The sequence below is a fragment of the Marinococcus halophilus genome (genome assembly GCF_002265875.1).
Classification (GTDB): Bacteria; Bacillota; Bacilli; order Bacillales; family Marinococcaceae; genus Marinococcus; species Marinococcus halophilus.
Genome location: NZ_NPFA01000005.1, coordinates 122,044 through 143,988, shown reverse-complemented (window position 1 = coordinate 143,988; position 21,945 = coordinate 122,044). Strand labels below are relative to the sequence as shown.

At 46.9% G+C, this 21,945-nt stretch carries 19 protein-coding genes and 4 tRNA genes; 21 read left to right on the top strand and 2 right to left on the bottom strand.

The window, feature by feature from the left end; translation table 11 throughout:
* Window position 1 precedes the first annotated feature (1 nt).
* The 15 genes from CHL76_RS06995 to rlmH all read left to right on the top strand — a co-directional run bounded on the left by CHL76_RS06995 (window position 2) and on the right by rlmH (window position 14,280).
* Window positions 2-1,972: a DHH family phosphoesterase gene (locus CHL76_RS06995; protein WP_079474488.1), complete on the top strand. Its 1,971-nt coding sequence runs from the start codon at window positions 2-4 to the stop codon at window positions 1,970-1,972.
* Window positions 1,969-2,412: a 50S ribosomal protein L9 gene (gene rplI, locus CHL76_RS06990; RefSeq protein ID WP_079474489.1), complete on the top strand. Its 444-nt coding sequence runs from the start codon at window positions 1,969-1,971 to the stop codon at window positions 2,410-2,412. Before CHL76_RS06995 ends, rplI begins: the two co-directional genes overlap by 4 nt.
* Before the next feature lie 95 nt (window positions 2,413-2,507).
* Entirely contained in the window at window positions 2,508-3,872 is a 1,365-nt protein-coding gene (gene dnaB / locus CHL76_RS06985) for a replicative DNA helicase (RefSeq protein WP_094908173.1), read from the top strand.
* 220 nt (window positions 3,873-4,092) lie between these two features.
* The gene (locus tag CHL76_RS06980; protein ID WP_079475045.1) at window positions 4,093-5,385 is read left to right on the top strand and encodes an adenylosuccinate synthase; all 1,293 of its coding nucleotides are present in this window, start codon (window positions 4,093-4,095) and stop codon (window positions 5,383-5,385) included.
* Between the two features lie 142 nt (window positions 5,386-5,527).
* Window positions 5,528-5,603: transfer RNA gene (locus tag CHL76_RS06975), tRNA-Lys, on the top strand.
* Window positions 5,604-5,608: 5 nt separating this feature from the next.
* Window positions 5,609-5,683: transfer RNA gene (locus CHL76_RS06970), tRNA-Glu, on the top strand.
* A gap of 59 nt (window positions 5,684-5,742) precedes the next feature.
* Window positions 5,743-5,818 (top strand) — tRNA-Asp (locus CHL76_RS06965).
* 182 nt (window positions 5,819-6,000) lie between these two features.
* A tRNA-Phe gene (locus CHL76_RS06960) sits at window positions 6,001-6,076 on the top strand.
* A gap of 226 nt (window positions 6,077-6,302) precedes the next feature.
* Complete coding sequence (yycF, locus tag CHL76_RS06955; RefSeq protein ID WP_079474491.1) at window positions 6,303-7,013, top strand: response regulator YycF; 711 nt, start codon at window positions 6,303-6,305, stop codon at window positions 7,011-7,013.
* Between the two features lie 3 nt (window positions 7,014-7,016).
* Entirely contained in the window at window positions 7,017-8,867 is a 1,851-nt protein-coding gene (gene walK / locus CHL76_RS06950; protein WP_079474492.1) for a cell wall metabolism sensor histidine kinase WalK, read from the top strand.
* Window positions 8,864-10,228 (top strand): YycH family regulatory protein, encoded by a 1,365-nt coding sequence (locus CHL76_RS06945; protein ID WP_094908172.1) that lies wholly within the window; start codon window positions 8,864-8,866, stop codon window positions 10,226-10,228. Before walK ends, CHL76_RS06945 begins: the two co-directional genes overlap by 4 nt.
* Window position 10,229: 1 nt before the next feature.
* Complete coding sequence (gene yycI / locus CHL76_RS06940) at window positions 10,230-11,165, top strand: two-component system regulatory protein YycI (protein WP_158219095.1); 936 nt, start codon at window positions 10,230-10,232, stop codon at window positions 11,163-11,165.
* Between the two features lie 18 nt (window positions 11,166-11,183).
* Window positions 11,184-11,978, top strand: a complete 795-nt coding sequence (locus tag CHL76_RS06935) for an MBL fold metallo-hydrolase (protein WP_094908170.1) — start codon at window positions 11,184-11,186, stop codon at window positions 11,976-11,978.
* A 213-nt stretch (window positions 11,979-12,191) separates the two neighbouring features.
* Complete coding sequence (locus CHL76_RS06930; RefSeq protein WP_094908169.1) at window positions 12,192-13,448, top strand: S1C family serine protease; 1,257 nt, start codon at window positions 12,192-12,194, stop codon at window positions 13,446-13,448.
* Between the two features lie 352 nt (window positions 13,449-13,800).
* On the top strand, window positions 13,801-14,280 hold the full coding sequence (gene rlmH, locus CHL76_RS06925; RefSeq protein ID WP_079474497.1) for a 23S rRNA (pseudouridine(1915)-N(3))-methyltransferase RlmH: 480 nt from the start codon (window positions 13,801-13,803) through the stop codon (window positions 14,278-14,280).
* Window positions 14,281-14,829: 549 nt separating this feature from the next.
* On the opposite strand, the gene CHL76_RS06915 is transcribed toward rlmH, so the two are convergent.
* Window positions 14,830-15,102, bottom strand: coding sequence for a DUF4190 domain-containing protein (locus CHL76_RS06915; RefSeq protein WP_079474499.1), 273 nt, complete (start codon window positions 15,100-15,102; stop codon window positions 14,830-14,832).
* Window positions 15,103-15,301: 199 nt separating this feature from the next.
* On the opposite strand from CHL76_RS06915, the gene CHL76_RS06910 reads away from it, so the two are divergent.
* Entirely contained in the window at window positions 15,302-15,991 is a 690-nt protein-coding gene (locus CHL76_RS06910) for a uracil-DNA glycosylase (RefSeq protein ID WP_079474500.1), read from the top strand.
* Window positions 15,988-16,830, top strand: a complete 843-nt coding sequence (locus CHL76_RS06905; RefSeq protein WP_079474501.1) for an aldo/keto reductase — start codon at window positions 15,988-15,990, stop codon at window positions 16,828-16,830. Before CHL76_RS06910 ends, CHL76_RS06905 begins: the two co-directional genes overlap by 4 nt.
* 55 nt (window positions 16,831-16,885) lie before the next feature.
* Here the strand turns inward: CHL76_RS06905 and CHL76_RS06900 are convergent, their stop codons facing one another.
* Window positions 16,886-17,374: a glutathione peroxidase gene (locus CHL76_RS06900; RefSeq protein ID WP_094908168.1), complete on the bottom strand. Its 489-nt coding sequence runs from the start codon at window positions 17,372-17,374 to the stop codon at window positions 16,886-16,888.
* A 176-nt stretch (window positions 17,375-17,550) separates the two neighbouring features.
* Here CHL76_RS06900 and CHL76_RS06895 point away from each other — a divergent pair, with 176 nt between their 5' ends.
* The 4 genes from CHL76_RS06895 to CHL76_RS06880 all read left to right on the top strand — a co-directional run bounded on the left by CHL76_RS06895 (window position 17,551) and on the right by CHL76_RS06880 (window position 21,938).
* On the top strand, window positions 17,551-18,600 hold the full coding sequence (locus CHL76_RS06895) for an AbrB family transcriptional regulator (protein WP_158219094.1): 1,050 nt from the start codon (window positions 17,551-17,553) through the stop codon (window positions 18,598-18,600).
* Between the two features lie 332 nt (window positions 18,601-18,932).
* Window positions 18,933-20,213, top strand: coding sequence for an ammonium transporter (locus tag CHL76_RS06890; protein ID WP_079474504.1), 1,281 nt, complete (start codon window positions 18,933-18,935; stop codon window positions 20,211-20,213).
* Between the two features lie 3 nt (window positions 20,214-20,216).
* A complete protein-coding gene (locus tag CHL76_RS06885; protein ID WP_094908166.1) occupies window positions 20,217-21,230 on the top strand; it encodes a DUF294 nucleotidyltransferase-like domain-containing protein in 1,014 nt (337 codons plus the stop codon).
* A complete protein-coding gene (locus tag CHL76_RS06880; RefSeq protein WP_079474506.1) occupies window positions 21,231-21,938 on the top strand; it encodes an exonuclease domain-containing protein in 708 nt (235 codons plus the stop codon). It begins immediately after the preceding gene.
* Window positions 21,939-21,945: the final 7 nt, after the last annotated feature.

Genomic DNA, 21,945 nt, shown 5'->3' with positions numbered 1-21,945 from the left:
CATGCCGAAGTTTTTAATACGGCGGTGGTACGGCTATCATATCGTCGGATTGTTCATACTAGCCGGAATAGCCCTGGCCTTTCTCACATGGTTTCAATGGGAAATAGGGGCTGTAGGTTTTATTTTGCTCGGAGCTTTGGCTGTTTATGTTATCCAGGCGGAGCGTTCATTTGAAAAAGAGCTGGAGCGGTATATATCTACGCTGACCCACCGGGTGAACAAGGCGGGGGAAGAAGCAGTCACTGAAATGCCCATAGGCATATTGCTGTACGACAGGGATTATCAAGTACAGTGGGCAAATCCCTTTATTCTTTCCTATCTACCGAAAGAGTTCATGGGAAAACCGCTCAGTACTGTTTCTGAACGTCTGTCTGCAGCGATTAAGCAGGGCGAAAGTGAAATACAGCTGACGATGAGAAATCGCCATTACACAGTGTATATTCACCGCGAAGAACGCCTGCTGTACTTTTTTGATATGACCGAAACGATAGATACCCAGGCGCTTTATCAAAAAGAAAAATCCGTTGTATCATTTATTTATTTAGATAATTTCACCGAAGTCACCCAGGGCATGGATGATCAGACAAGAAGCCGGCTGATGAGTCATGTAACCACCGCTTTAAATGAATGGGCGGGCGATCATGACATTTTACTGCGAAGTATTGCAGTGGACCGGTTTATTGCTGTCATGAATCAGGGGGCCCTTGATCATCTCGAGCAGACAAAGTTTGAACTACTCGATTACGTTCGTGATATTACCAGTAAAGAAAAAGTAACCATTACGCTGAGCATTGGCATTGGAGCGGGCGAGCCTTCGCTCCAGGAGCTTGGTTCGCTGGCTCAGTCCAGTTTGGATCTGGCGCTTGGACGTGGAGGCGACCAGGTAGCCATCAAAGATGCTAATGGAAAAGTGCGTTTTTATGGCGGAAAGTCCAACGCAGTCGAAAAACGCACGAGAGTTCGCGCTAGAGTTATTTCCCACGCGCTGCGTGATTTCGTGCTTGAAAGCGACCAGGTTATTGTAATGGGGCATAAGAACCCGGACATGGATGCGATTGGCGCTGCGATCGGTGTACTTAAAATCGCGGAAGTAAACAATACGGATGCGTATGTTGTAGTGGACCCGGATGAAATTAATCCGGACGTGAAAAAGCTGATGGAAGAAATCGAAAACCATGAATATCTGTGGTCTCAATTTATTACGCCTTCAGAAGCAATGGATGAAGTGACAAAGCATACGCTGCTTGTTGTCGTGGACACACACAAACCATCCATGGTTATTGAGCCGCGGCTGATTGACCGCGTGAACCGTACGATTGTGCTTGACCACCACCGCCGGGGAGAAGAGTTCATTGAAGACCCGGTGCTTGTATATATGGAGCCGTACGCTTCCTCCACAGCCGAGCTTGTAACGGAGCTTTTGGAGTATCAGCCGAAAAAGCTCAGCATGGACGTGCTTGAAGCAACAGCAATGCTCGCAGGCATTATTGTGGATACGAAAAGCTTTGCCATCCGGACAGGATCGAGAACATTTGATGCAGCCTCATTTTTAAAAATGCACGGGGCCGATACGACGATGGTGCAGATGCTGTTAAAAGAAGATCTCGATCAATACGTGGAGCGGTCGCACCTTATCGAACGGGCAGAAGTGTACCGGGATGGAATGGCTGTCGCAGCAGCAGCAGAAGACGAAATGTACGGCCAGATTTTAATCGCCCAGGCAGCAGACACCCTGCTTACGATGAATGATATTAAAGGTTCTTTTGTGATATCTAAGCGCCAGGATGATAAAATTAGTATCAGCGCCCGTTCACTGGGTGAAGTGAACGTGCAGTTAATAATGGAAGCTTTAGGCGGAGGCGGTCATTTGACGAATGCAGCAACGCAGTTGACCGACGTTACGATTGATGAAGCGGAAAAACGCCTGAAGCAGGCCATTGATGAATATTTGCAAGGGGGCACAACCGAATGAAAGTTATATTGAAGCAGGACGTAAAGGGCCAGGGGAAAAAAGGTGAAGTTGCAGACGTTTCCGAAGGATACGCCAGAAACTACCTGTTAAAGAAAAACCTTGCCGTAGAAGCGAGCAAAGGCAACCTGCGGGACCTGGAAGCTACGCAGAAAAAGCAAAAAGAGCGGGAGCAGGAAGAGCTCGAGCAGGCGAAGAAGTTTAAAGAGCAGCTCGAAAAAACAGATGTGGAGCTCACAGCTAAAGCGGGCGAAGGCGGCCGTTTGTTCGGAGCGGTTTCTACAAAACAAATTGCTGAAAAACTGAAGAGCATGGACATGAAAGTAGATAAAAGAAAAATAGAAATTGACCAGCCAATTCGTTCGCTTGGCTACACAAAAGTACCAATCAAGATCCATCCTGAAGTCACGGCTGTCGTAAACGTACACGTGACCGAAGAGTAACAGCTGCGTGGATGAATAAAGAGCCTGTTTCCCCGTCATAAACAGAGGGTAAGAACCAGGCTCTTTTTTCAACACGTTCTATCGAGGTGAAAGCAATGAATGATATTTTCACAGAACGGGTCCCCCCGCAGAATATTGAAGCAGAACAGGCCGTTTTAGGTGCTGTCTTTCTAGAGGGAGAAGCACTCATTACTGCCACGGAGCATTTGGTGCCGGAAGACTTCTATCGCCAGTCGCACCAGCGTATTTTTAATACGATGATTGAGCTGTCTGAACGGGGAGAACCGGTCGACCTTATTACAGTCAGCACGGAACTGCAGACAAAGCAGGCACTTGAAGAAATCGGCGGCCTGTCGTATCTGACCGATCTGGCAAATGCTGTACCGACAGCAGCAAACGTTGGATATTACAGCCAGGGTGTATACAGCAAATCCCTGCTTCGGCGGCTGATAAGGGCAGCAACCAACATAGTAAATGAAGGCTACAGCGGAGAACACGATGTAGAGGAAGTACTTAATGAAGCTGAAAAAACCATTATGGAAGTATCACAGGAACGCCGGTCCTCGGCCTTTGTTTCTATTAAAGACGTACTCATTGAAACATATGACAATATTGAAATGCTGCAAAACCGGGAAAATGATGTCACCGGAATCGCAAGCGGCTTTGCCGAACTTGACCATATGACAGCCGGTTTTCAGCGCAGTGACTTAGTTATTGTAGCTGCCAGGCCTTCGATGGGGAAAACAGCTTTTGCCTTAAATATCGCCCAGAACATTGCGACAAAGTCTGAAGAAAACGTAGCAATATTCAGCCTGGAGATGGGTGCTGCCCAACTTGTGCAGCGTATGCTCTGTGCGGAAGGAAATATTGACGCCAATCGTCTTCGTACCGGTGCTTTGCAGGAAGAGGACTGGGAAAAGCTGACGATGGCGATGGGAAGCTTATCTTCGGCTGGCATTTTTATTGATGATTCCCCGGGCATCCGGGTAAACGACATACGCGCAAAATGCCTTCGTTTGAAGCAGGAACGGGGTATTGGCATGATTTTGATTGATTATCTGCAGTTGATCCAGGGAAGCAGCAGGGGCGGAGAAAGCCGCCAGCAGGAAGTCTCGGAAATTTCCCGTAATTTAAAAGCTCTTGCCCGTGAACTCAATGTGCCAGTGATTGCGCTGTCCCAGCTTTCCCGCGGAGTAGAGTCCAGGCAGGATAAACGCCCGATGATGTCTGACCTGAGGGAATCTGGAAGTATCGAGCAGGACGCAGATATCGTATCGTTTTTGTACCGTGATGATTACTATGACCAGGAATCTGAAAACCAAAATATTATTGAAATTATTATCGCCAAACAACGTAATGGCCCGGTCGGTACGGCAGAGCTTGCTTTTATTAAGGAATACAATAAATTCGTTAATTTGGACCGGCGACATGACGATAATCAAATCCCGCCCGGAGCTTAAGCTTCGGGCTTTTTACATAAACGAACAAATTAAGCTAATAAAACTTTTAATGTTCGTGTTTTATTGACTTTGTCAGCCGTGGTTGATAGACTATCTAAGGGATTTTCTCCAGAGTGGAATTCATATGAAAGTTTTAAATGAAGCCAACTGAACGTTATCGAATAAGCAAAGAAAAAACATGCCTAAGGTGCCGGCAGGAGAGATTGTGGAGGTGGACGCTGTGTCGTCAATAGTAATTGTAGGAACTCAGTGGGGAGACGAAGGAAAAGGAAAAGTGACGGATTACTTATCAGAAAATGCAGAGGTTGTGGCTCGTTACCAGGGTGGAAATAACGCGGGTCATACGATTGTGTTCGGGGGAACTAAATACAAACTTCATTTAATTCCGTCCGGAATTTTTTATGATGACAAGACCTGTGTCATTGGAAATGGCATGGTTATCGACCCGAAAGCGCTTGTCGAAGAGCTGGAATATCTTCATGAGCGCGGGGTGGATACAAGCAATCTGCGTATCAGCAACCGGGCGCACGTTATTCTACCGTATCACCTGCGTCTCGATGCTGTGGAAGAAGACAGCAAAGGCACAAATAAAATTGGAACGACCCGAAAAGGCATCGGCCCGGCGTATATGGATAAGGCGGCGCGTGTCGGCATCCGTATTGCGGACCTTCTGGACAAAGATGAATTCCGGGAAAAGCTGTCACGGAATTTAAAAGAAAAGAATCGCCTGCTGGAAAGAATGTATGACGCAGAAGGATTTGAACTTGAAGATATTTTGGATGAATACTACGACTACGGCCAGTTTTTTGCGAAGTACGTATGTGATACCTCGGTAGAATTGAATGAAGCGATCGATAAAGGCCGCCGTGTACTGTTTGAAGGCGCGCAGGGTGTCATGCTTGATATTGACCAGGGCACATATCCATTTGTAACGTCTTCGAATCCTATTGCCGGCGGCGTAACTATTGGCTCCGGGGTAGGACCGTCCAAAATTCAGCATGTGGTGGGTGTTTCTAAAGCATATACAACCCGTGTGGGTGACGGGCCGTTTCCAACAGAGCTTTCCGACGAAACCGGAGAGCAGATTCGTGAAGTTGGAAACGAATACGGAACTACTACCGGCCGGCCCCGCCGAGTTGGCTGGTTCGACAGCGTTGTCGTACGCCATGCGCGCAGAGTGAGCGGTATTACCGATTTATCCTTAAATTCCATTGATGTTTTGACCGGTATTGAAACATTGAAAATATGTAAAGCCTACAAGTATCGGGGAGAGATTATGGAAGAATTCCCTGCGAGTCTTAAAGTACTTGCCGAGTGCGAGCCGATTTATGAAGAACTGCCCGGCTGGACAGAAGACATCACCGGTGCTTCTTCGCTCGGGGACCTTCCAGTAAACGCCCGTCACTACATTGAACGTATCTCCCAGCTGACCAACATTCCTATCAGCATTTTCTCCGTAGGCCCGGATCGGAATCAGACAAATATGGTCCGCGGTGTATGGGCGATCCAATAAAAATCACTAAGCATCTGCCACAGAGGCAGATGCTTTTTTCCAAGAATCATTTTTTTCATATAAAACTAGTTGAAATTGATACTGTGACGTGATAATATTACTCATGTTGTCGTTATCCACAGCGACAATTTCTTCGTATCAAGAGCCATTAGCTCAGTTGGTAGAGCATCTGACTTTTAATCAGAGGGTCGGAGGTTCGAATCCTCCATGGCTCACCATGAAAGGCCCGTTGGTCAAGTGGTTAAGACACCGCCCTTTCACGGCGGTAACACGGGTTCGAATCCCGTACGGGTCACCATTTTCTTTAGCAAAAAGAAATGGAACAGACTAAAGATTCACGGTGTATTCTTTTTAAAAGGGCCTGTGGTGTAGTGGTTAACATGCCTGCCTGTCACGCAGGAGATCGCGGGTTCAAATCCCGTCAGGCCCGCCATTTTAATTTTCTGATTTGCAAATTTTAAGGCGGCTCGGTCAGTAGAACAGCAAGCATTACTTCTCCGAATGTTCTGCGAGTTGTCCGTCCCTAATTGCTTCATCGAATAAGCAAAGAATGAGGATAAGGACAATTAGTCTAAAGGCAAGAAAAGCATTCAAGCAGAAATACTCTTTTATTATGGCTCGATAGCTCAGTCGGTAGAGCAGTGGACTGAAAATCCTCGTGTCGGCGGTTCGATTCCGTCTCGAGCCACCATTTTATAAGATAACCAGCGCCTGGACTTCAACGTCCAGGCGCTTTTTTCACAGGCTCCGGGCCTCGATAGGAAGAGATAAAGAGCTATGTTACAATATGAAAGAGTATTGTAATCCGCTTAAATATTTTGCAATAAACATAAAAAGGCATGCCCGTGCTGAGTGTTACTACACATAGATGAGTGAATTTATGCCTTTTCACATTTGAGGAATGGAGCGGTGGGAACATGGACGAGAAAATATTAGTAGTCGATGATGAACAGCCAATTGCTGATATATTGGAGTTTAATCTTCAAAAAGAAGGGTTTCAGGTCGTTTGTGCTTACGATGGTGATGAAGCACTAGAAAAGGTGGACAATTTCGGTCCTGACCTTATTCTTCTCGACGTCATGCTTCCAAACAAGGATGGCATGGAAGTATGCAGAGAAGTCCGAAAACGGTTTGATATGCCGATTATTATGTTAACCGCCAAAGACGGGGAAATCGATAAGGTTCTCGGCCTGGAGCTTGGAGCAGATGATTATGTAACAAAGCCGTTCAGCAACCGGGAGCTTCTGGCCAGAGTGAAAGCCAATCTCCGCAGGAAACAGCCGGCAGCGGAAGAAGGAAGTACGGAGCCCCAGAACGCTATAAAAATCGGCGACCTTCTAGTAGATCCGGATGCGTATTTGGTAACAAAACGCGGGGACCCGATGGATCTTACGCACCGTGAATTTGAGTTGGTGCTATATCTTGCCCGCCACATCGGCCAGGTGATGACGAGAGAGCATCTTCTTCAGGCGGTGTGGGGCTACGATTACTTTGGGGACGTACGTACCGTGGACGTAACGGTACGCCGTCTGAGAGAGAAAGTAGAAGACAATCCGAGCTTCCCTGAATGGATTGTGACAAGACGTGGGGTAGGTTACTACTTAAAACATCCAGAACAGGAGAAGTAAGGTATGAAGATTATCGATTTTTTCAAATCGATTCATTTTAAACTCATTTTGATCTTCGTGCTGCTGATTTTTGTAGCGATGCAGTTCATTACCGTATTCTTTACGAGCGCGCTTGAAGATACGCTCGTAGAGAATTTTAATGATACGCTCGCCGAGCAGACAGATCTTCTGGAGTATAATGTGCAGGAGGAACTGACACAGAGTCGGGGAGAAGACGATAATACGGTTCAGGAAGATATCGACAGTTTATTAAGCCAATTTGCCAACTCAGGAGCCAACAATGATCCCGGCCACTCGAGTCCGGAAGCAAGGGTCATCGGCTCCAATCAAATTATTTTAGGTACGTCGAATATAAATGAGCAGGATATCGTCAATAATCAATCGAACGATGACCTTGTGCAGCGGGCGTTATTAGGAAATACGCTGGAGGAAGTACGCTGGGATGCCGAGAGCGGCCACAGGGTCAGCTTAATTGTGCGGCCGATCGAAGAGGATGGGGAAATTCTGGGCGTATTGTATGTGCGTTCTGACATGTCGAGCGTATACAGCCTGGTAAACGATATTAGCAGTATTTTGATTGCAGCAAGCATTATCGTGCTGATTTTAAATGCCATCCTTGGAATTCTGCTTGCGCGCACAATTACGCGCCCAATCGCAGATATGCAGCGCCAGGCGAAAATTATGGGAGAGGGAGACTTTTCCCGCAGAGTTCGTGTGTATGGTAACGATGAGATTGGGCAGTTGGCCCATTCCTTTAACCAGCTGACGCTGAAATTAAAAGAAAGCCAGGCAAGCACCGAAGACGAGCGAAAGAAATTAAGCTCGGTGTTGACCCATATGACGGATGGCGTTATAGCTACTGACGAACTTGGCCGTATTATTTTGATGAACAAGCGTGCCGAGCAGCTGTTGAACAAAAACAGCGATGAAATGGAAGGCACGTACATTACGGAGGCGCTGCACCTGTCAGAGACGTTAACGTCGAGTGATCTGTACGATTATAATGAAGCGATTATGCTTGATTTCAGCAGCGAGGAACAGGATTTTCTGCTGCAGGCAAACTTTTCGATCGTACGGAACGAAGACGGGCCGGTGACCGGGCTGATTACAGTGCTTCATGATGTCACGGAGCAGGAAAAAATCGAAAGAGAGCGCCGGGAATTTGTATCGAACGTCTCCCATGAATTAAGAACTCCGCTGACTACGCTGAAAAGCTACATGGAAGCCCTGGAGGACGGAGCGATGCAGGACGAAAATCTTGGGCCCCGGTTTTTACAGGTAACCCAGAATGAAACGGACAGAATGATCCGGCTCGTGAATGATCTGCTTCAGCTTTCACGGATGGATAGTGACGAAATCAGCCTGGAGTTTTTTACAGTGGATCTGTCTGAAATGATAAACCAGGTCATTGAACGTTTTGAAATGATTAATAAAGATAAAAACATTGCTTTCTATAAAGAGGTCCCCTCCTACCCGGTATATGTAGACATGGACAAAGACAGAATTTATCAAGTATTTGATAATGTGCTTTCGAATGCCGTGAAATACTCACCGGATGGAGGAGAAATCAGTGTGCAGATGTTTACGCGTGCTGACGCTGTAGATGTTGAAATCAGCGACCAGGGCGTTGGAATTCCAAAAGAAAGCCAGCACCGTATTTTTGATCGCTTTTACCGGGTGGATAAAGCAAGAGCGAGAAATCTTGGCGGTACCGGCCTGGGGCTTGCGATTGCCAAAGAATTTATCCACGCACACGGTGGAAGGATTGCGGCTGACAGCGAATGGAAAAAAGGAACCACTATATTAATTACGCTGCCGTATTCAGTAATTAATAAAGCGGAGGCTGGATCATGAAAGAAACCATTAAATCCTGGGTGTTGACGATTCTAGTGCTGGGAAGTCTGCTTCTTACCTGGCAGAATTGGTCGTTTCAGCCCGAATATGATAATGTCAATTCTTCTGAAAGCGTACAGGAAACGACGGAAATAGCAGAGACCCGGGAAGCAGGAGAAGTCATCCGCCCGAATCAGGCAGTCGTGCGTTCAAATGGAAGAAATGTTCTCATGACAGAGGACCAGGCTTCAACCGATCTGGATAAAGCCTTCCGGCAGCTTGAGGAAGCGAGTATTACAGAAACAACAGCAACCGATCTCGATCATGACGAACTGTATCAAAACGCTTCCTCAGCGGAGTACTCCACGGAGTTTGTATTTCCGTCACCGGTGTCGTGGTCGATGGTAAACGAGTTATTCAGCTTTGAAGATGAAAGCGAGGAAGCCTCCAGCATCCTGGACGGCTCAATTGACCGTATTATATTAACAGCTTCACCTGGAAGCGAAGAACTGAACGCTGCATTTGTTTCCTATAGTGAAGGTGTCGTTGTAAACAGCAATACAAGCCTTGATAAAAGCGATGTAGAGTACGAACGGTATCTCACAGAGCACGAAAGCATGCTCACATACAGCACTGATGAGGAAGGGTATGAAAAGCATATTTATATTCCTGAGAATCCCGGCTCCCGTACGAACTATACTTACGCTTCAACAAGTCTGTCAGCCGACAGCTTTCAGCAGGTATTGCTGCCGGAAGGAAATGGCCAAAACCTTCAGACGTATAACTATGACTCGTCAGAGGTTATTACAGACGGCACGAGAGAGCTGCGGATTAACAATGCCGGCGATTACCTTCGCTACGCTAATCCGACTTACTCCGAGCAGACAGACGGGAATAACACGAGCAGCCTGGTTTCTTCATTTGAATTTGTAAATAATCACGCCGGCTGGTCGGATGATTACCAGTATTATGATTCTAATACCCTGGACGGGGAAACGACGGTTACGTTCAGGATGAATAAAGGGGGCCTGCCCGTCTTTCGTGATTCCAACGGCAGCGATTTTGCTTCCATTCAGGTGTCTAATGTGGGCACGCAGACGAGTGGATACTCGCGTCCGCTGTTTGATTTGGAAAACAACCCGGTCAGAACCGGGGACGCTAGTGTTTCCACCGATCTTCCCACTGGGGAAGAGACGCTCGCCACGGTCCAGGAGCAGTGCAGTACCTCCCTGATCGAGGATCTCCAAATTGGATACAGCATTTCAAGGAACGGGGAGAATTCCGGCTATTATGACTTGGAGCCCGGATGGTTTGTCCGCTGCGACGGCAGCTGGTCCCCTGTGGACTTTAATGGAGACGACAACGGAGAAGGAGGAGAATAAGATGGACTGGGCAAGAACAAAGACCATTTTTATTATTGTTTTCCTGCTTCTTAATACGTTTTTGCTCTCTAGCTATTTAGAACAGCAGACCAACTACCAGCAAAGCTCCGCCTCTCAAACGAGCGGAGAAGAATCGGAACAGCGGCTTTATGGTTACGAGGAAGAGGAGCTTCCGGAGCGGATTGAACAGCTTCACCTCGAAGCGAGCTACATGGATTTTGAAAGCGGCAACCGCTCCCAGAAAGTAGAGGGTAATTCAAACATCAACGATATTACGTATATATCAAACGAACGATTGATTGGAATGAGCGCTACCCTCGAGGAGCCGGTAGAAATATCTGAGGATAACCGGAACGAAGATTTGGCTGCCTTTTTAAACAATTATGTCTGGAGAGCGGAAGACTATGAGCAGGGCCAGATGGATGAAGAGTTAAACAGGCAGTATTACTACCAGACATTTGACAATAAACAAATATATAAGCCGGAAACGTCTGCTCAGCTTGAACTGGTGTTTAACGACCAAAACGAGATTGTCGGCTTCCGCCAGTCATATTTTGAGCTCGACGCCACTCCTGCCGATAGTACAATTCCCCCAGAGGATGCTATCGAAGCCCTGGGGAACCCAAGTAACGGTATTTTGCAGACTAACGATACGGTGACCGATGTGAGCGTCGGTTACTTTAACCAGGTGACACCACAGGGGGAAAACGTTTATTTATATACACCCATGTATATTGTAGAAGTAAATGGAGAATCCAGGTACCTGGTGAACGCAAGAACTCAGCGTGTCCAGTCATGGGATCAGGTTATGGAGAATAACGGCGAAGAAGACGTTATGGTCGAGCCGGAAGTGCCTGAGAACGGCACCGGCTCTGAGGAAAATGCGGAAGAGAATGGACCGGCAGAAAACGGGGAAGAAGCACCGGCCGGTGAATAGAGAAAGCAGGAGGATAGAATGACATTGCAGTTCAGCGTACTTGCCAGCGGCAGTACAGGTAATGCCATATACGTACAGACCGGAAAGCAGCGTTTGTTGATTGATGCAGGCTTGAGCGGCAAAAAAATAGTGGAGAATTTATGTGCCATTGGCGTTGATCCAGCGGCACTGGATGCCTTGATTATCACGCATGAACACAGCGACCATATTAAAAGTGCGGGAGTATTAAGCCGAAAATACCAGCTGCCGGTTTATGCCAACCCAAAAACCTGGCAGGCCATGGAAGGGCTGATCGGCAAGGTGCCTCTCGAACAAAAATTTCATCTTGAACGGAATCAGCCGGCGTTGTTCGGAAACATTGAGCTCGAACCGTTCCATGTATCGCATGATGCTGTGGATCCAATGTTTTTTGTTTTCCATAATGAAGGTAAAAAGTTGGCGCTTGCCACAGACATGGGGTATGTCAGCGACCAGATCAAAGGCACGGTAAAAAATGCCGATGCGTACATTTTTGAGTCAAATCATGATATTAATCTGCTGCGCATGGGCCACTATCCGTGGAATGTTAAAAAACGTATCCTTGGTGATTCCGGCCACGTATCGAATGAAGACTCCGCCTATGCACTCGCTGATGTTGTCGGTGACCGGACGAGTAGAATTTATCTTGCTCACTTAAGTCGGGATAATAATATGAAAGACCTGGCACGAATGACGGTGCAGCAGGTACTTGAGGAAGAGGAAACAGGGATAGGCCATACGTTTCACCTTTACGATACGGATCCGTTTGTTCCCACCAGCCTGCATACCCTCTAACCTAAGACATGTAGTACACCTGCCGGGTATTTTTTATAAACGTAAAAAATTATCAAAAGCACGCCCTTTTACTAGACGGAGCGTGCTTTTTCTTCGTACAATAAATATACATCCCGGCACCCGAGACGGGTATGATAAAGGGCTCTTGTTTCAACCTGCATCAAAAGCACTGGAAGAAGTCCCGGTATCTTATGGAAAAGGAAGTGTCGGAATATGGGTTATTATGATGATCATGCAAGAAAAGAAAGCCATAAACAAAAAAGAAATCGCAGAAATGTAGGTATCGCAGGCTTTGTGGGGGCCATTATCGGTGCAGGGGTAATGACAGTATCAGCACCTTTTATATATGATTCAGTTTCAGGGGAAAACACGGAAACGGTTGATGGGACGGCTGATCTTTCAAACGACAGCTCCGGGTCCAATGTTTCCACGGAGGAAGTAAGCGCTGATTCCGGTACGGTGACAGCAGCAGCGGATAAAGTCTCCGGCGCTGTAGTTGGAGTATTTAACCAGGTACAGGCACAAAACGCCGGCGTTCAAGGCAGCCAGGGAAGTGAGGGGCAGGAAGATGGCTCTGTGGAACAGGGAACCGGCTCTGGTGTCATTTATAAAAAAGAAAACGGCTCGGCATTTATTGTGACCAACAATCATGTAGTGGAAGGAGCCAATTCTGTAGAAATCAGCTTAGCGGATGATACGCGGCTGGAAGCAGAAATTGTCGGCACCGATCCTTATACTGATCTGGCTGTGTTAAAAGTAGACGGCGAAAAAATAAATACCGTCGCGGACTTTGGCAGCTCCGAGGATGTGCAGGTTGGCGACCAGGCTATCGCTATCGGGAACCCGCTCGGTACAGACTTAACACGGACGGTAACTGAAGGGATTATCAGCGCAAAAGACCGAAGTATCCCTGTCGATTACAACGGGGACGGCCAGAATGACTGGGAAGCAGACGTTATGCAGACAGACGCTGCGATTAACCCAGGTAACAGCGGAGGCCCTCTGGTTAATAGTGCCGGCCAGGTAATCGGAATTAATTCGATGAAAATTGCACAATCTTCCGTGGAAGGCATCGGCTTTTCAATTCCGACGTCGGTAGCTGTGCCGATCATTGAGGATTTAGAAGAAGACGGTGAAGTAGAACGCCCGCAGCTGGGAGTAGCCATTCAATCTATTTCTGAGCTGTCAAGCTATAACTGGACGGAAGAATTAGGGCTTCCGGAAGACGTGGATCACGGAGTATATGTGACTCAGGTACAGCCAAATTCTGATGCCCAGGAGGCAGGCCTTGAGCAAAACGACGTCATTACGCAAATTGACGGTGAAGAAGTGCAGGGAGGCAGCGATCTCCGGGAGTATCTGTATAATAGTGCTGAGATTGGGGATACGGTTACTATAACGTATTACCGGGACGGAGAGAAGCAGACTACAGAGATAGAATTAACCCAAACTGCATCCACAGGTGAATAAATTATTTAAAGACCTTTTAACGAAGGTCTTTTTTTTGTGGATAAATAGGGAGGGCGATGGCTGGAAAAAGAATTTGTGCTACAATGGATGCTGAAAAAATCGGGAAGCGAAACAACGGAACCCCTTGGTATACTGCTGTGAAGAACGCTTAGAAGAAGCGTTGGATGATGCCGTGGAAAACGGTAGAGAAAAAGCTCCGGGTGTGTATAAAATTGTGGATAAACACTAAAAAATATCCACAGGCTGTGAGTATTTTACAAAAAGATCAGTATTTACCGTGTCAATTTAAGGTCGTTCACTTGTGAATATGTGGACAATTTCTGTGGAAAATTAAGACTTTGGAGGAGTACCTGTGAATATATTAATCATTGCTGTCGGCAAATGCAAAGAAGCATTTATCAATGAAGGAATCGCTGAGTATAGAAAAAGACTAACGAAACAAGGCTCAGTGGAAATTGTGGAAGTAAAGGATGAAAAAACACCGGAACAGGCAAGCGAGAAGGAGAAGGAGCAGGTGAAGGAGACAGAAGGGGCACGTATTCTCAAAAAGGTTCCCGAACGTGGGTATGTGATCGCTCTTGAGCCGGAAGGCAGAATGATTTCTTCTGAACAACTGGCTGCAACCTTTCACGAATCAGCTGTACAGGGAACCAGTACTATCATTTTTGTTATAGGGGGATCGCTCGGTCTTTCTGAAGAAGTATTAAAACGGGCTGATTTTAAATGGTCATTCTCCAAATTGACTTTTCCGCACCAATTAATACGCTTGATGCTTACAGAACAGATTTACCGGGCTGTACAGATTAACGCAGGAAGTCCGTATCATAAATAAAAGCTATGCAAAAAGCGCTTATTCTTGAAGGAGTATGCGCTTGAGTGAGTTTTAATCATTGTAGCCACTTAATTGTTCTTCATATGCGAATTCGACTATAACAAAGATGTATTTCCGGTGTCATAAGCATGTTGCAGCAGTGTTTCTTTCGAACCGGTATTGGATGGAAAGCTCTGATAAGTTTTGATAGGCGGTCGTCTGCGTCGCTTTCCGTAATAGAAGCAATAACGTTGGTGTAGCTTCTGTCTCTTTGCTGGGTTCAAGGAAAGTTTCTGCCGTTTCTTCCTGCAGTTCTTCTTTCGCAGAAGATCCCTCCAGCAGCTTCAGAATTTGCGGAAGTGCTGCAGGCTGACAATGAGAGTAAAGAAACAAGACCTACGGAAAGGGCAAACTTTTTATTCGTATACCTCTCTGTAAAATGTATTTAGTGGTTATATAGTACTGTTTTAGCAGAGGATAAACAAACATTTATTTGCCAGGTGCTTCTTTTTTTATGCAAAAAAGGCCGGCGCTATCAGAATATACACATCTGAAACCGCCGGCCTTTTCTCATAGCACAAATACATTTAACGTAATAATGGCTCCTGTCACCATTCCAATTAAGCTGAAAATCACTCCGGCCCAGGCCGCTTTTCTGCCTCGGTAATGATGGTTCTTAATATCCTTCAATGCTTTGAGGCCGGTCCACAAACCGATAATGCCAAAAATTAGGCTGAAAGGAAAAAGAATTACAAGAAAAATAAATGCATCAAAACCAAGTACTAACGAAATAATGGCTTTAATGCTGCTTGGCTGTCTTGCTTCTGTATGAGTATCGTTCATGGCCTGCCGCTCCTTCACTTTCCTGTCTCACATTCATGTTCTTTTATCGTAACGCGCCCGTAAAGCAAAAACAATGGATAGGAGTGGCTTTCTATTGACAATTCTGGGTCGGGCTACGTTTGATCTGTCGAAAAAAAGGATATTAATGATTTAGGATGGACAGTAAAAGAAGTCAGCTGATGAAGGAGTCGACGCCGTGATGGAAATTCTGCAGAATGACTGGGATCCTGTACTCAAGAAAGAGTTCGACAAAGAATACTATCAGGAGCTGCGGGAATTTTTAAAAAAGGAATATCAGGAGCATGCCGTCTATCCTGATATGCACGACATCTTTAATGCGCTGCATTACACTGGCTATGAAAATACTAAAGTAGTTATACTCGGCCAGGACCCTTATCATGGGCCAAACCAGGCTCATGGGTTAAGTTTTTCAGTGAATCCGGAGGTCTCTATTCCGCCATCGCTAAAAAATATTCACGCAGAGCTTGAAGAAGATCTGGGATGTGAAAGGCCCCGGCATGGGTCTTTGGTTTCCTGGGCAAAGCAGGGAGTGCTTCTGCTAAACACAGTACTTACGGTGCGAAAAGGGGAAGCAAATTCGCACAAAGGAAAAGGGTGGGAAGACTTCACGAATGAAGTTATCCGGCTGACGAATGAAAAAGAGTATCCTGTTGTATTTATTTTGTGGGGGCGCCATGCTCAGGCGAAAGAAGAACTTATTACTAATGAGCACCATTTAGTCATTAAATCACCACATCCGAGTCCGTTTTCCGCAAACAAGGGATTTTTCGGCAGCCGTCCATTTTCAAAAACAAATCAGTTTTTAAAAGAAGCCGGGCGGCCGGAGATTGACTGGTGTATTCCAACAGAGGAGGAAGATCAGACATGAGTATCCAAACATCTGCAACAACGTTAGCAAACGGAGTAAAAATGCCTTGGCTCGGCCTTGGTGTCTACCAGGCAGAAAAGGGCGATGAGGTGAAAAATGCTGTGTTAACAGCCCTGCAGACAGGCTACCGCTCTATTGACACTGCATCCTTTTACGACAACGAAGAAAGTGTCGGAGAAGCGATTCAGGAAAGTGGAGTGCCGCGTAATGAATTATTTATTACCACAAAGCTCTGGAACAACGAACATGGCTTCGACGAAGCGCTGGAAGCCTTTGAGCGTTCCCGTAAAAAACTCGGTGTCGATGTAGTGGATCTTTATTTAATCCACTGGCCGGTGCCCGGAATGTTTAAAGAAACCTGGGGAGCGCTCGAAAAGCTGTATAAAGATGGCAAGGTGCGCGCCATAGGCGTCAGTAACTTTACGGACCAGCACCTCGAAGAGCTGCTAAAAACAGCGGAAATCACACCGATGGTTAACCAGGTAGAGTTCCATCCGCGCCTGTTCCAAAAAGCGCTGCTGGAATATTGCCAAAACCATGACATTCAACTTGAAGGATGGAGACCGCTTGGCAAGGGCGACCTTCTCGAACACGATGCTGTGAAAGAAATTGCTGACAAGCACGGCAAAACGCCGGCACAGGTTCTCGTACGCTGGGCACTCCAGCACAACGTTGTGTCTATTCCTAAATCAGTAACAGCCGAACGGATCCGCTCCAATGCGGAGGTCTTCGATTTTGAACTCGATACGAAAGATATGGACACCATTAACGGCATGAACGAAAACGCCCGTTACGGGATGCACCCGGATGAATTCGATTATGCATCAACGACAAAATAACGCAGTAAAACAGCCGGCACATTCGTGATGCCGGCTGTTTTTTTATGTGAAATTTTTAAGACTGTTCAAGCCCGGTTTCGATCATACTTGTTATTTGCGGATCAGTAGGCCTGGTGCTGCTTTTGAAGCTGCCTAAAACTTCGCCGCGGCGGGAAACAAGAAACTTTTCAAAATTCCATTCGATTTCGCGGCCGGGGGCAGTCTGGTCCAGAAGCCAGGCAAACAATGGATGCTTTTCATTTCCTCTGGCATGGGTTTTGTCAAAAATGTCAAAGCTGACTCCGTAGTTGGTTTCACAAAACTCCGTGATGTTTTCAATAGTGTCTGGTTCCTGGCCGCCAAAATCGTTTGAAGGAAAGCCCAGTACCTGAAAGCCTCGATTTTTGTAGCGTTGGTACAGCTCCTCCAGTTCCTCATACTGCGGAGTGAATCCACATTCTGAAGCGGTATTGACGATTAAAAGTACATCTCCCTGGTACTCACTCAGCGTTTTTTCCGTGCCGTCAGCCTCGACGGCCTCGATATTATAAATGCCGGCTGTCATATGTTTCCTCCTTTAGAGTGAATGATACTTTCCGTATAACCTTCGTATTTTCCGTTTAAACTCCTTTGCTGTGAACAAAATGCAATTAATGCAGGAAATAGCAGGAAGGTTTTTCAATTGCATCAGGGTGCTATAATAGTAACCGATATGGATGAATGAGGAAAGAAGGCATCATGATGAAGGGAACAAAACTACTTTTATTGTCAGCTGCCATATTCACAGGCAGCTTGTTCTCCTACTTACAGATTCCGGCAGGATGGCTGCTCGGCGGGCTTGTCACAGGAGTTACCTGCGGCATGGCATATAGACGGCTCGTCTTTGATGGCTGGCCGTTCCGCACCATCCTTGCCCTGATTGGATGCAACATTGGTTTTATGATGGAGCCCGGCATCTTTGCCCTTCTAGGGCAGTACATTTTTCCGCTGATTCTTACGCTCAGCTTAACGATGGCGCTTGGTGTCGGGCTTGGATGGCTGATGAACCGCTGGACGGACCTGGATCCGCTGACGGCTTATTTTTGCTGTGTGCCGGGAGGGGCTTCGGAGGTGATCGGCTTGAGCAGTGATTACGGAGCTGATAACCGGATGGTTGCTGCCTTTCACACTACGCGCATAACGCTGTTTGTGTTAACAATACCAATTTTTATTGGTCTTACGACCACGGCAGACATTGGTTCGATGGGAAGTGCCGGACCAGCAATGTCCGAAGTTTCTCCAGTAGTAATGGGCGTCTTCGGCATTTGCGTTGCAGTGACAGTCCTGCTGTATTATTTGTATAAAGTGCCGGCGGGGACACTGTTTTACGGGTTGATTATCGGGTTTGTGGCCGGCCACTGGGTGGTGACCACAGCCCATGGGCTGCCGTCTGTTATTGGCGGAGCCGGACAGGCTCTGCTCGGAGCGATGGTGGGTATCCGTTTTGATCGCCCGACATTTTACAAATTAAAAGAGATTGGGCGGCCGAGCGCGGTGCTTCTTGGGTTTTATTTCATTTTCAGCCTGCTGCTTGCTCTGCTGTTTCACGCTGCGACCAGCCTGCCGTATGTAACGAGTCTGCTCAGTACAGTACCGGCAGGGGCAGCGGAGATGAGCAGCACAGCGATTGCGTTAGACCTTGAGCCTACTCTTGTGTCGAGCCTTCACATTATAAGAGTGCTTGTGTTATTTATCTGCCTGCCGTTTTTTGTACGTCTGCTGCAGAAACTGATCCAGAAGCAGTCTGCATAGCTGAAACAAATAGATATAAACAGTTGGGACGATAATTAATTTTATCGTCTTTTTTGCTTTCTTTGGAGGTGAAAATGTTAAAAAGAGCTGGCTTTTTACGATAACGCTTCAATGATAATAGAAATAAAATTATTTCGTAAAAAGCAAACCTTTTGAACTCCTTATGTATCACTGGTTTTTCGAATTTTTAAATAATCAGGGCAATATTTTTGTGTGAGATTATCTTACACAATACTAGATTCTGAAAATTTAAACGGTAAAATACTATTTAACGCAAGATGTTAACTAAGTTCACATGAATCTTGCACGATAATAACAGAGGGGGAAAAAACGTGGATCCGATAGTATTGCTTGATAACCTTTGGGTTATGATTGGATTTATTTTAGTTATTCTTATGCAGGGTGGATTTATTCTATTGGAAGCAGGTTCGACCCGGATGAAAAACGCGGGTCATATTGCAGGAAAAACAATCTTCACACTGGGAATTTCCTCACTTGTCTTCTGGGCTGTCGGGTACGGTTTTATTTACGGCAACGATGTCGGTGGTATCATTGGGCTTTCGAACTTCTTTTACGGAGATGCAAGCACTGCAGACGGTTTAACGCCTGCCGTCGACTTTATCTTCCAGCTGGCGTTTGCAGCGATTGCCCTTACGATTGCTTTCGGCGGATTCGCTGAACGTGCCAAGCTTGCTGCTTACGTAGTATTCGCTATTTTATTCTCTGCTATTGTATACCCAATCGTAGCACACTGGATCTGGGGCGGCGGCTGGATCTCCGGTCTTGGCAAACAGGACTTTGCCGGTTCCACGGTAGTCCACCTCACTGGTGCAATGGGTGCTCTTGCGGCAACAATTTTACTTAAGCCGCGGATTGGGAAATATAATAAAGATGGCTCAGTTAACAACCTTCCAGGCCACAACCAGGTATTTACTGCCTTAGGTGTACTTCTGCTGTGGGTCGGCTGGTTCGGCTTTAACGGTGCCAGTACATTTGGGGTAGCGGACGGATTCTTTGGTTACGTTTCTATGAACACGCAGCTTGCAGCTGCAGCAGGTGCTTTTGCAGCGCTTTTGATTGCCTGGGCGGTACTTGGGAAAGCAGACGTACCAAGCATGCTCAACGGAGCACTTGCAGGGCTGGTAGCAATTACCGCTTCCTGCGCATTTGTAGCACCATGGGCATCTGTGGTTATCGGTGCAATTGGCGGTATGCTCTGCTTCTTCAGCGTTCGTTTCTTTGAAAAACGCAACATCGACGATCCGATCTTCGCCCTTTCAGTGCACGGCATGGCCGGCGCCTGGGGAACGATTTCTACCGGTTTCTTCGCTACACCACAGCTTGCTGAGATGAATGGCGGCCGCGCCGGGTTGTTCTACGGCGGCGGGTTAACCCAGCTTGGGGTACAAATTATCAGTGTCGTAGCATGCGGGTTGTTCGCTTTCATTGCTTCGTATATTCTACTCTTGATTACGAAATCGATTATCGGCGGACTTCGCGTATCGGAGGAAGAAGAAATTATGGGTCTTGATATGAGTGAGCACGGTGCATACGGTTATCCGGAGAACGTGCAGCCTACTCTGGACAATTCTTCAGAAAGAACAGGAGCATAAAATATGTCGAATTCTTCATTCTCACAAGTACAGGGATTTTCACCAGAACCTTCCTTTAAGAGCTATGAAGAAATAAAAAAAGACAAAGAAGAGAAGATGAATGATTTGGCGGGAGAGCCAGTAAAGCTTAATGAAGCCCACGATAAGTGGATTTCAGAGACGGTTACTCTTGCTGTTCATCATCACCAGAGTGAGCGGGGAGACCTTCCTGCTCACTTTGCTTTTTTTCTTATGGGAAGCGCAGGAAGGCAGGAGCAGGCAAAATTCAGTGATCAGGACCATGGAATTGTTTTCGAGGGCAGAGACGATGAACATCAGGATTATTTCCTCGGCCTGGGAGCGGAAATACGGGAAGGGATGGCGGTTGTTGGCTATCCGCGGTGCGAAGGGTTGGTTATGGCTTCGCATAAACGCTGGTGTCACGATGTGGAAGGATGGAAAAAGCAGGTGGACGGCTGGATTGAAGCCGATGAATGGGGGCCGTTCCGCCACCTCCTCACCTTCATCGATGCCAGAACGCTGCTTGGAGAAGATAAGCTTCTGGAGGAAGTGAAGGAGCATGTCTTTGAGCAGGCCGGCCAGGAAGACGTGTTAAGACGCTTATCGGAAAATACCGCGTACCTGCATAAGGGGCTCAATGCTTTCAGGCAGCTGCTTCCGGAAGAGAAAGGGCCGTATGCGGGTTCGATGCATATAAAAGACGTAGGTTTTTTCCCGTATGTCCATGCCCTTCGGCTGCTCGCCATTTATGAAAGAGTGCATGCTTCTTCCACGATAGAACGTATCCGCCAGGTGTCAGAAAAGCATGCTTATGTCCAGGGCAAAGACATACATTTTAAAAATTTGCTGGAGCTGCGGGCCTCGTTTTCCGAGCAGCAGCACGCCTATGAAGACGTTCACTACGTGCCGGTACAGCAGCTTTCGAAAACCCAGAAGTCCGAACTGAAGGCTGCGTTAAAAGAAGGAAAGCACCTGTTTCAGCATACAAAAAAAATCATGGAGTCGGGTGATTTTTAAATGTTCCAATGGATGCGCAGTATTTCGAGTCGATTTGGCGGCCTGGACTCCACGAACCCCCAGCACCAGTCTTTCATGCGCCAGCTGCAAAAAGACGTAAAAGCGGAGCAGCCTCTGCAGAAATCGGTTTCTTCGCTGAATGTTACCGTCCTTGACCTGGAAACCTCGGGCTTTAATGCGGATGCCGGAGATAAGATATTGTCGATGGGAGCTATTAAAATTAAACACAACCGGCTGGTGCGGGATGACGCCTTTTATACGCTTGTTCGTGAACCGGAGGCTGTGTCCCCGGAGGTAAGCGAGGTTACCGGATTAACAGCGGAGGAGCTAGCGGCGGACGGCCAGCCAATCAGCGAGGCTCTCGAGCAGTTCTATCAATTTGCCCAGGCAGATATACTCGTAGCCCATCATGCCAGTCATGAACGAAAGTTTTTGCAGAAGTATACGTACCGGACAATGGGGTCGAATCTTCAGCACCGCCTGCTTGATACTTCATTTGTGTTCAGTATTGCTGCGCCGGACTTTGAGTTTCGTTCGCTTGATGATTGCTGCAGCTATTACGATGTCCCTATAAAGGGAAGACACAATGCTCTCGGGGATGCCATTATGGCTGCCGAGCTCTGGGTACGTTCCATTCAGACAGTCCAGGAGCTCGGATACGAAACACTTCAAGACGTCTATGCCCATCTCAGTCACCGCCGTAAATGAACGGCCC

Bases quoted from the DNA above. Each gene is read 5' to 3' on its own strand.
- CHL76_RS06995 (WP_079474488.1), top strand. From the start codon at position 2: ATGCCGAAGTTTTTAATACGGCGGTGGTACGGCTATCATATCGTCGGA.
- rplI (WP_079474489.1), top strand. From the start codon at position 1,969: ATGAAAGTTATATTGAAGCAGGACGTAAAGGGCCAGGGGAAAAAAGGT.
- dnaB (WP_094908173.1), top strand. From the start codon at position 2,508: ATGAATGATATTTTCACAGAACGGGTCCCCCCGCAGAATATTGAAGCA.
- yycF (WP_079474491.1), top strand. From the start codon at position 6,303: ATGGACGAGAAAATATTAGTAGTCGATGATGAACAGCCAATTGCTGAT.
- walK (WP_079474492.1), top strand. From the start codon at position 7,017: ATGAAGATTATCGATTTTTTCAAATCGATTCATTTTAAACTCATTTTG.
- CHL76_RS06945 (WP_094908172.1), top strand. From the start codon at position 8,864: ATGAAAGAAACCATTAAATCCTGGGTGTTGACGATTCTAGTGCTGGGA.
- yycI (WP_158219095.1), top strand. From the start codon at position 10,230: ATGGACTGGGCAAGAACAAAGACCATTTTTATTATTGTTTTCCTGCTT.
- CHL76_RS06935 (WP_094908170.1), top strand. From the start codon at position 11,184: ATGACATTGCAGTTCAGCGTACTTGCCAGCGGCAGTACAGGTAATGCC.
- CHL76_RS06930 (WP_094908169.1), top strand. From the start codon at position 12,192: ATGGGTTATTATGATGATCATGCAAGAAAAGAAAGCCATAAACAAAAA.
- CHL76_RS06915 (WP_079474499.1), bottom strand. From the start codon at position 15,102: ATGAACGATACTCATACAGAAGCAAGACAGCCAAGCAGCATTAAAGCC.
- CHL76_RS06910 (WP_079474500.1), top strand. From the start codon at position 15,302: ATGGAAATTCTGCAGAATGACTGGGATCCTGTACTCAAGAAAGAGTTC.
- CHL76_RS06905 (WP_079474501.1), top strand. From the start codon at position 15,988: ATGAGTATCCAAACATCTGCAACAACGTTAGCAAACGGAGTAAAAATG.
- CHL76_RS06900 (WP_094908168.1), bottom strand. From the start codon at position 17,374: ATGACAGCCGGCATTTATAATATCGAGGCCGTCGAGGCTGACGGCACG.
- CHL76_RS06895 (WP_158219094.1), top strand. From the start codon at position 17,551: ATGAAGGGAACAAAACTACTTTTATTGTCAGCTGCCATATTCACAGGC.
- CHL76_RS06885 (WP_094908166.1), top strand. From the start codon at position 20,217: ATGTCGAATTCTTCATTCTCACAAGTACAGGGATTTTCACCAGAACCT.
- CHL76_RS06880 (WP_079474506.1), top strand. From the start codon at position 21,231: ATGTTCCAATGGATGCGCAGTATTTCGAGTCGATTTGGCGGCCTGGAC.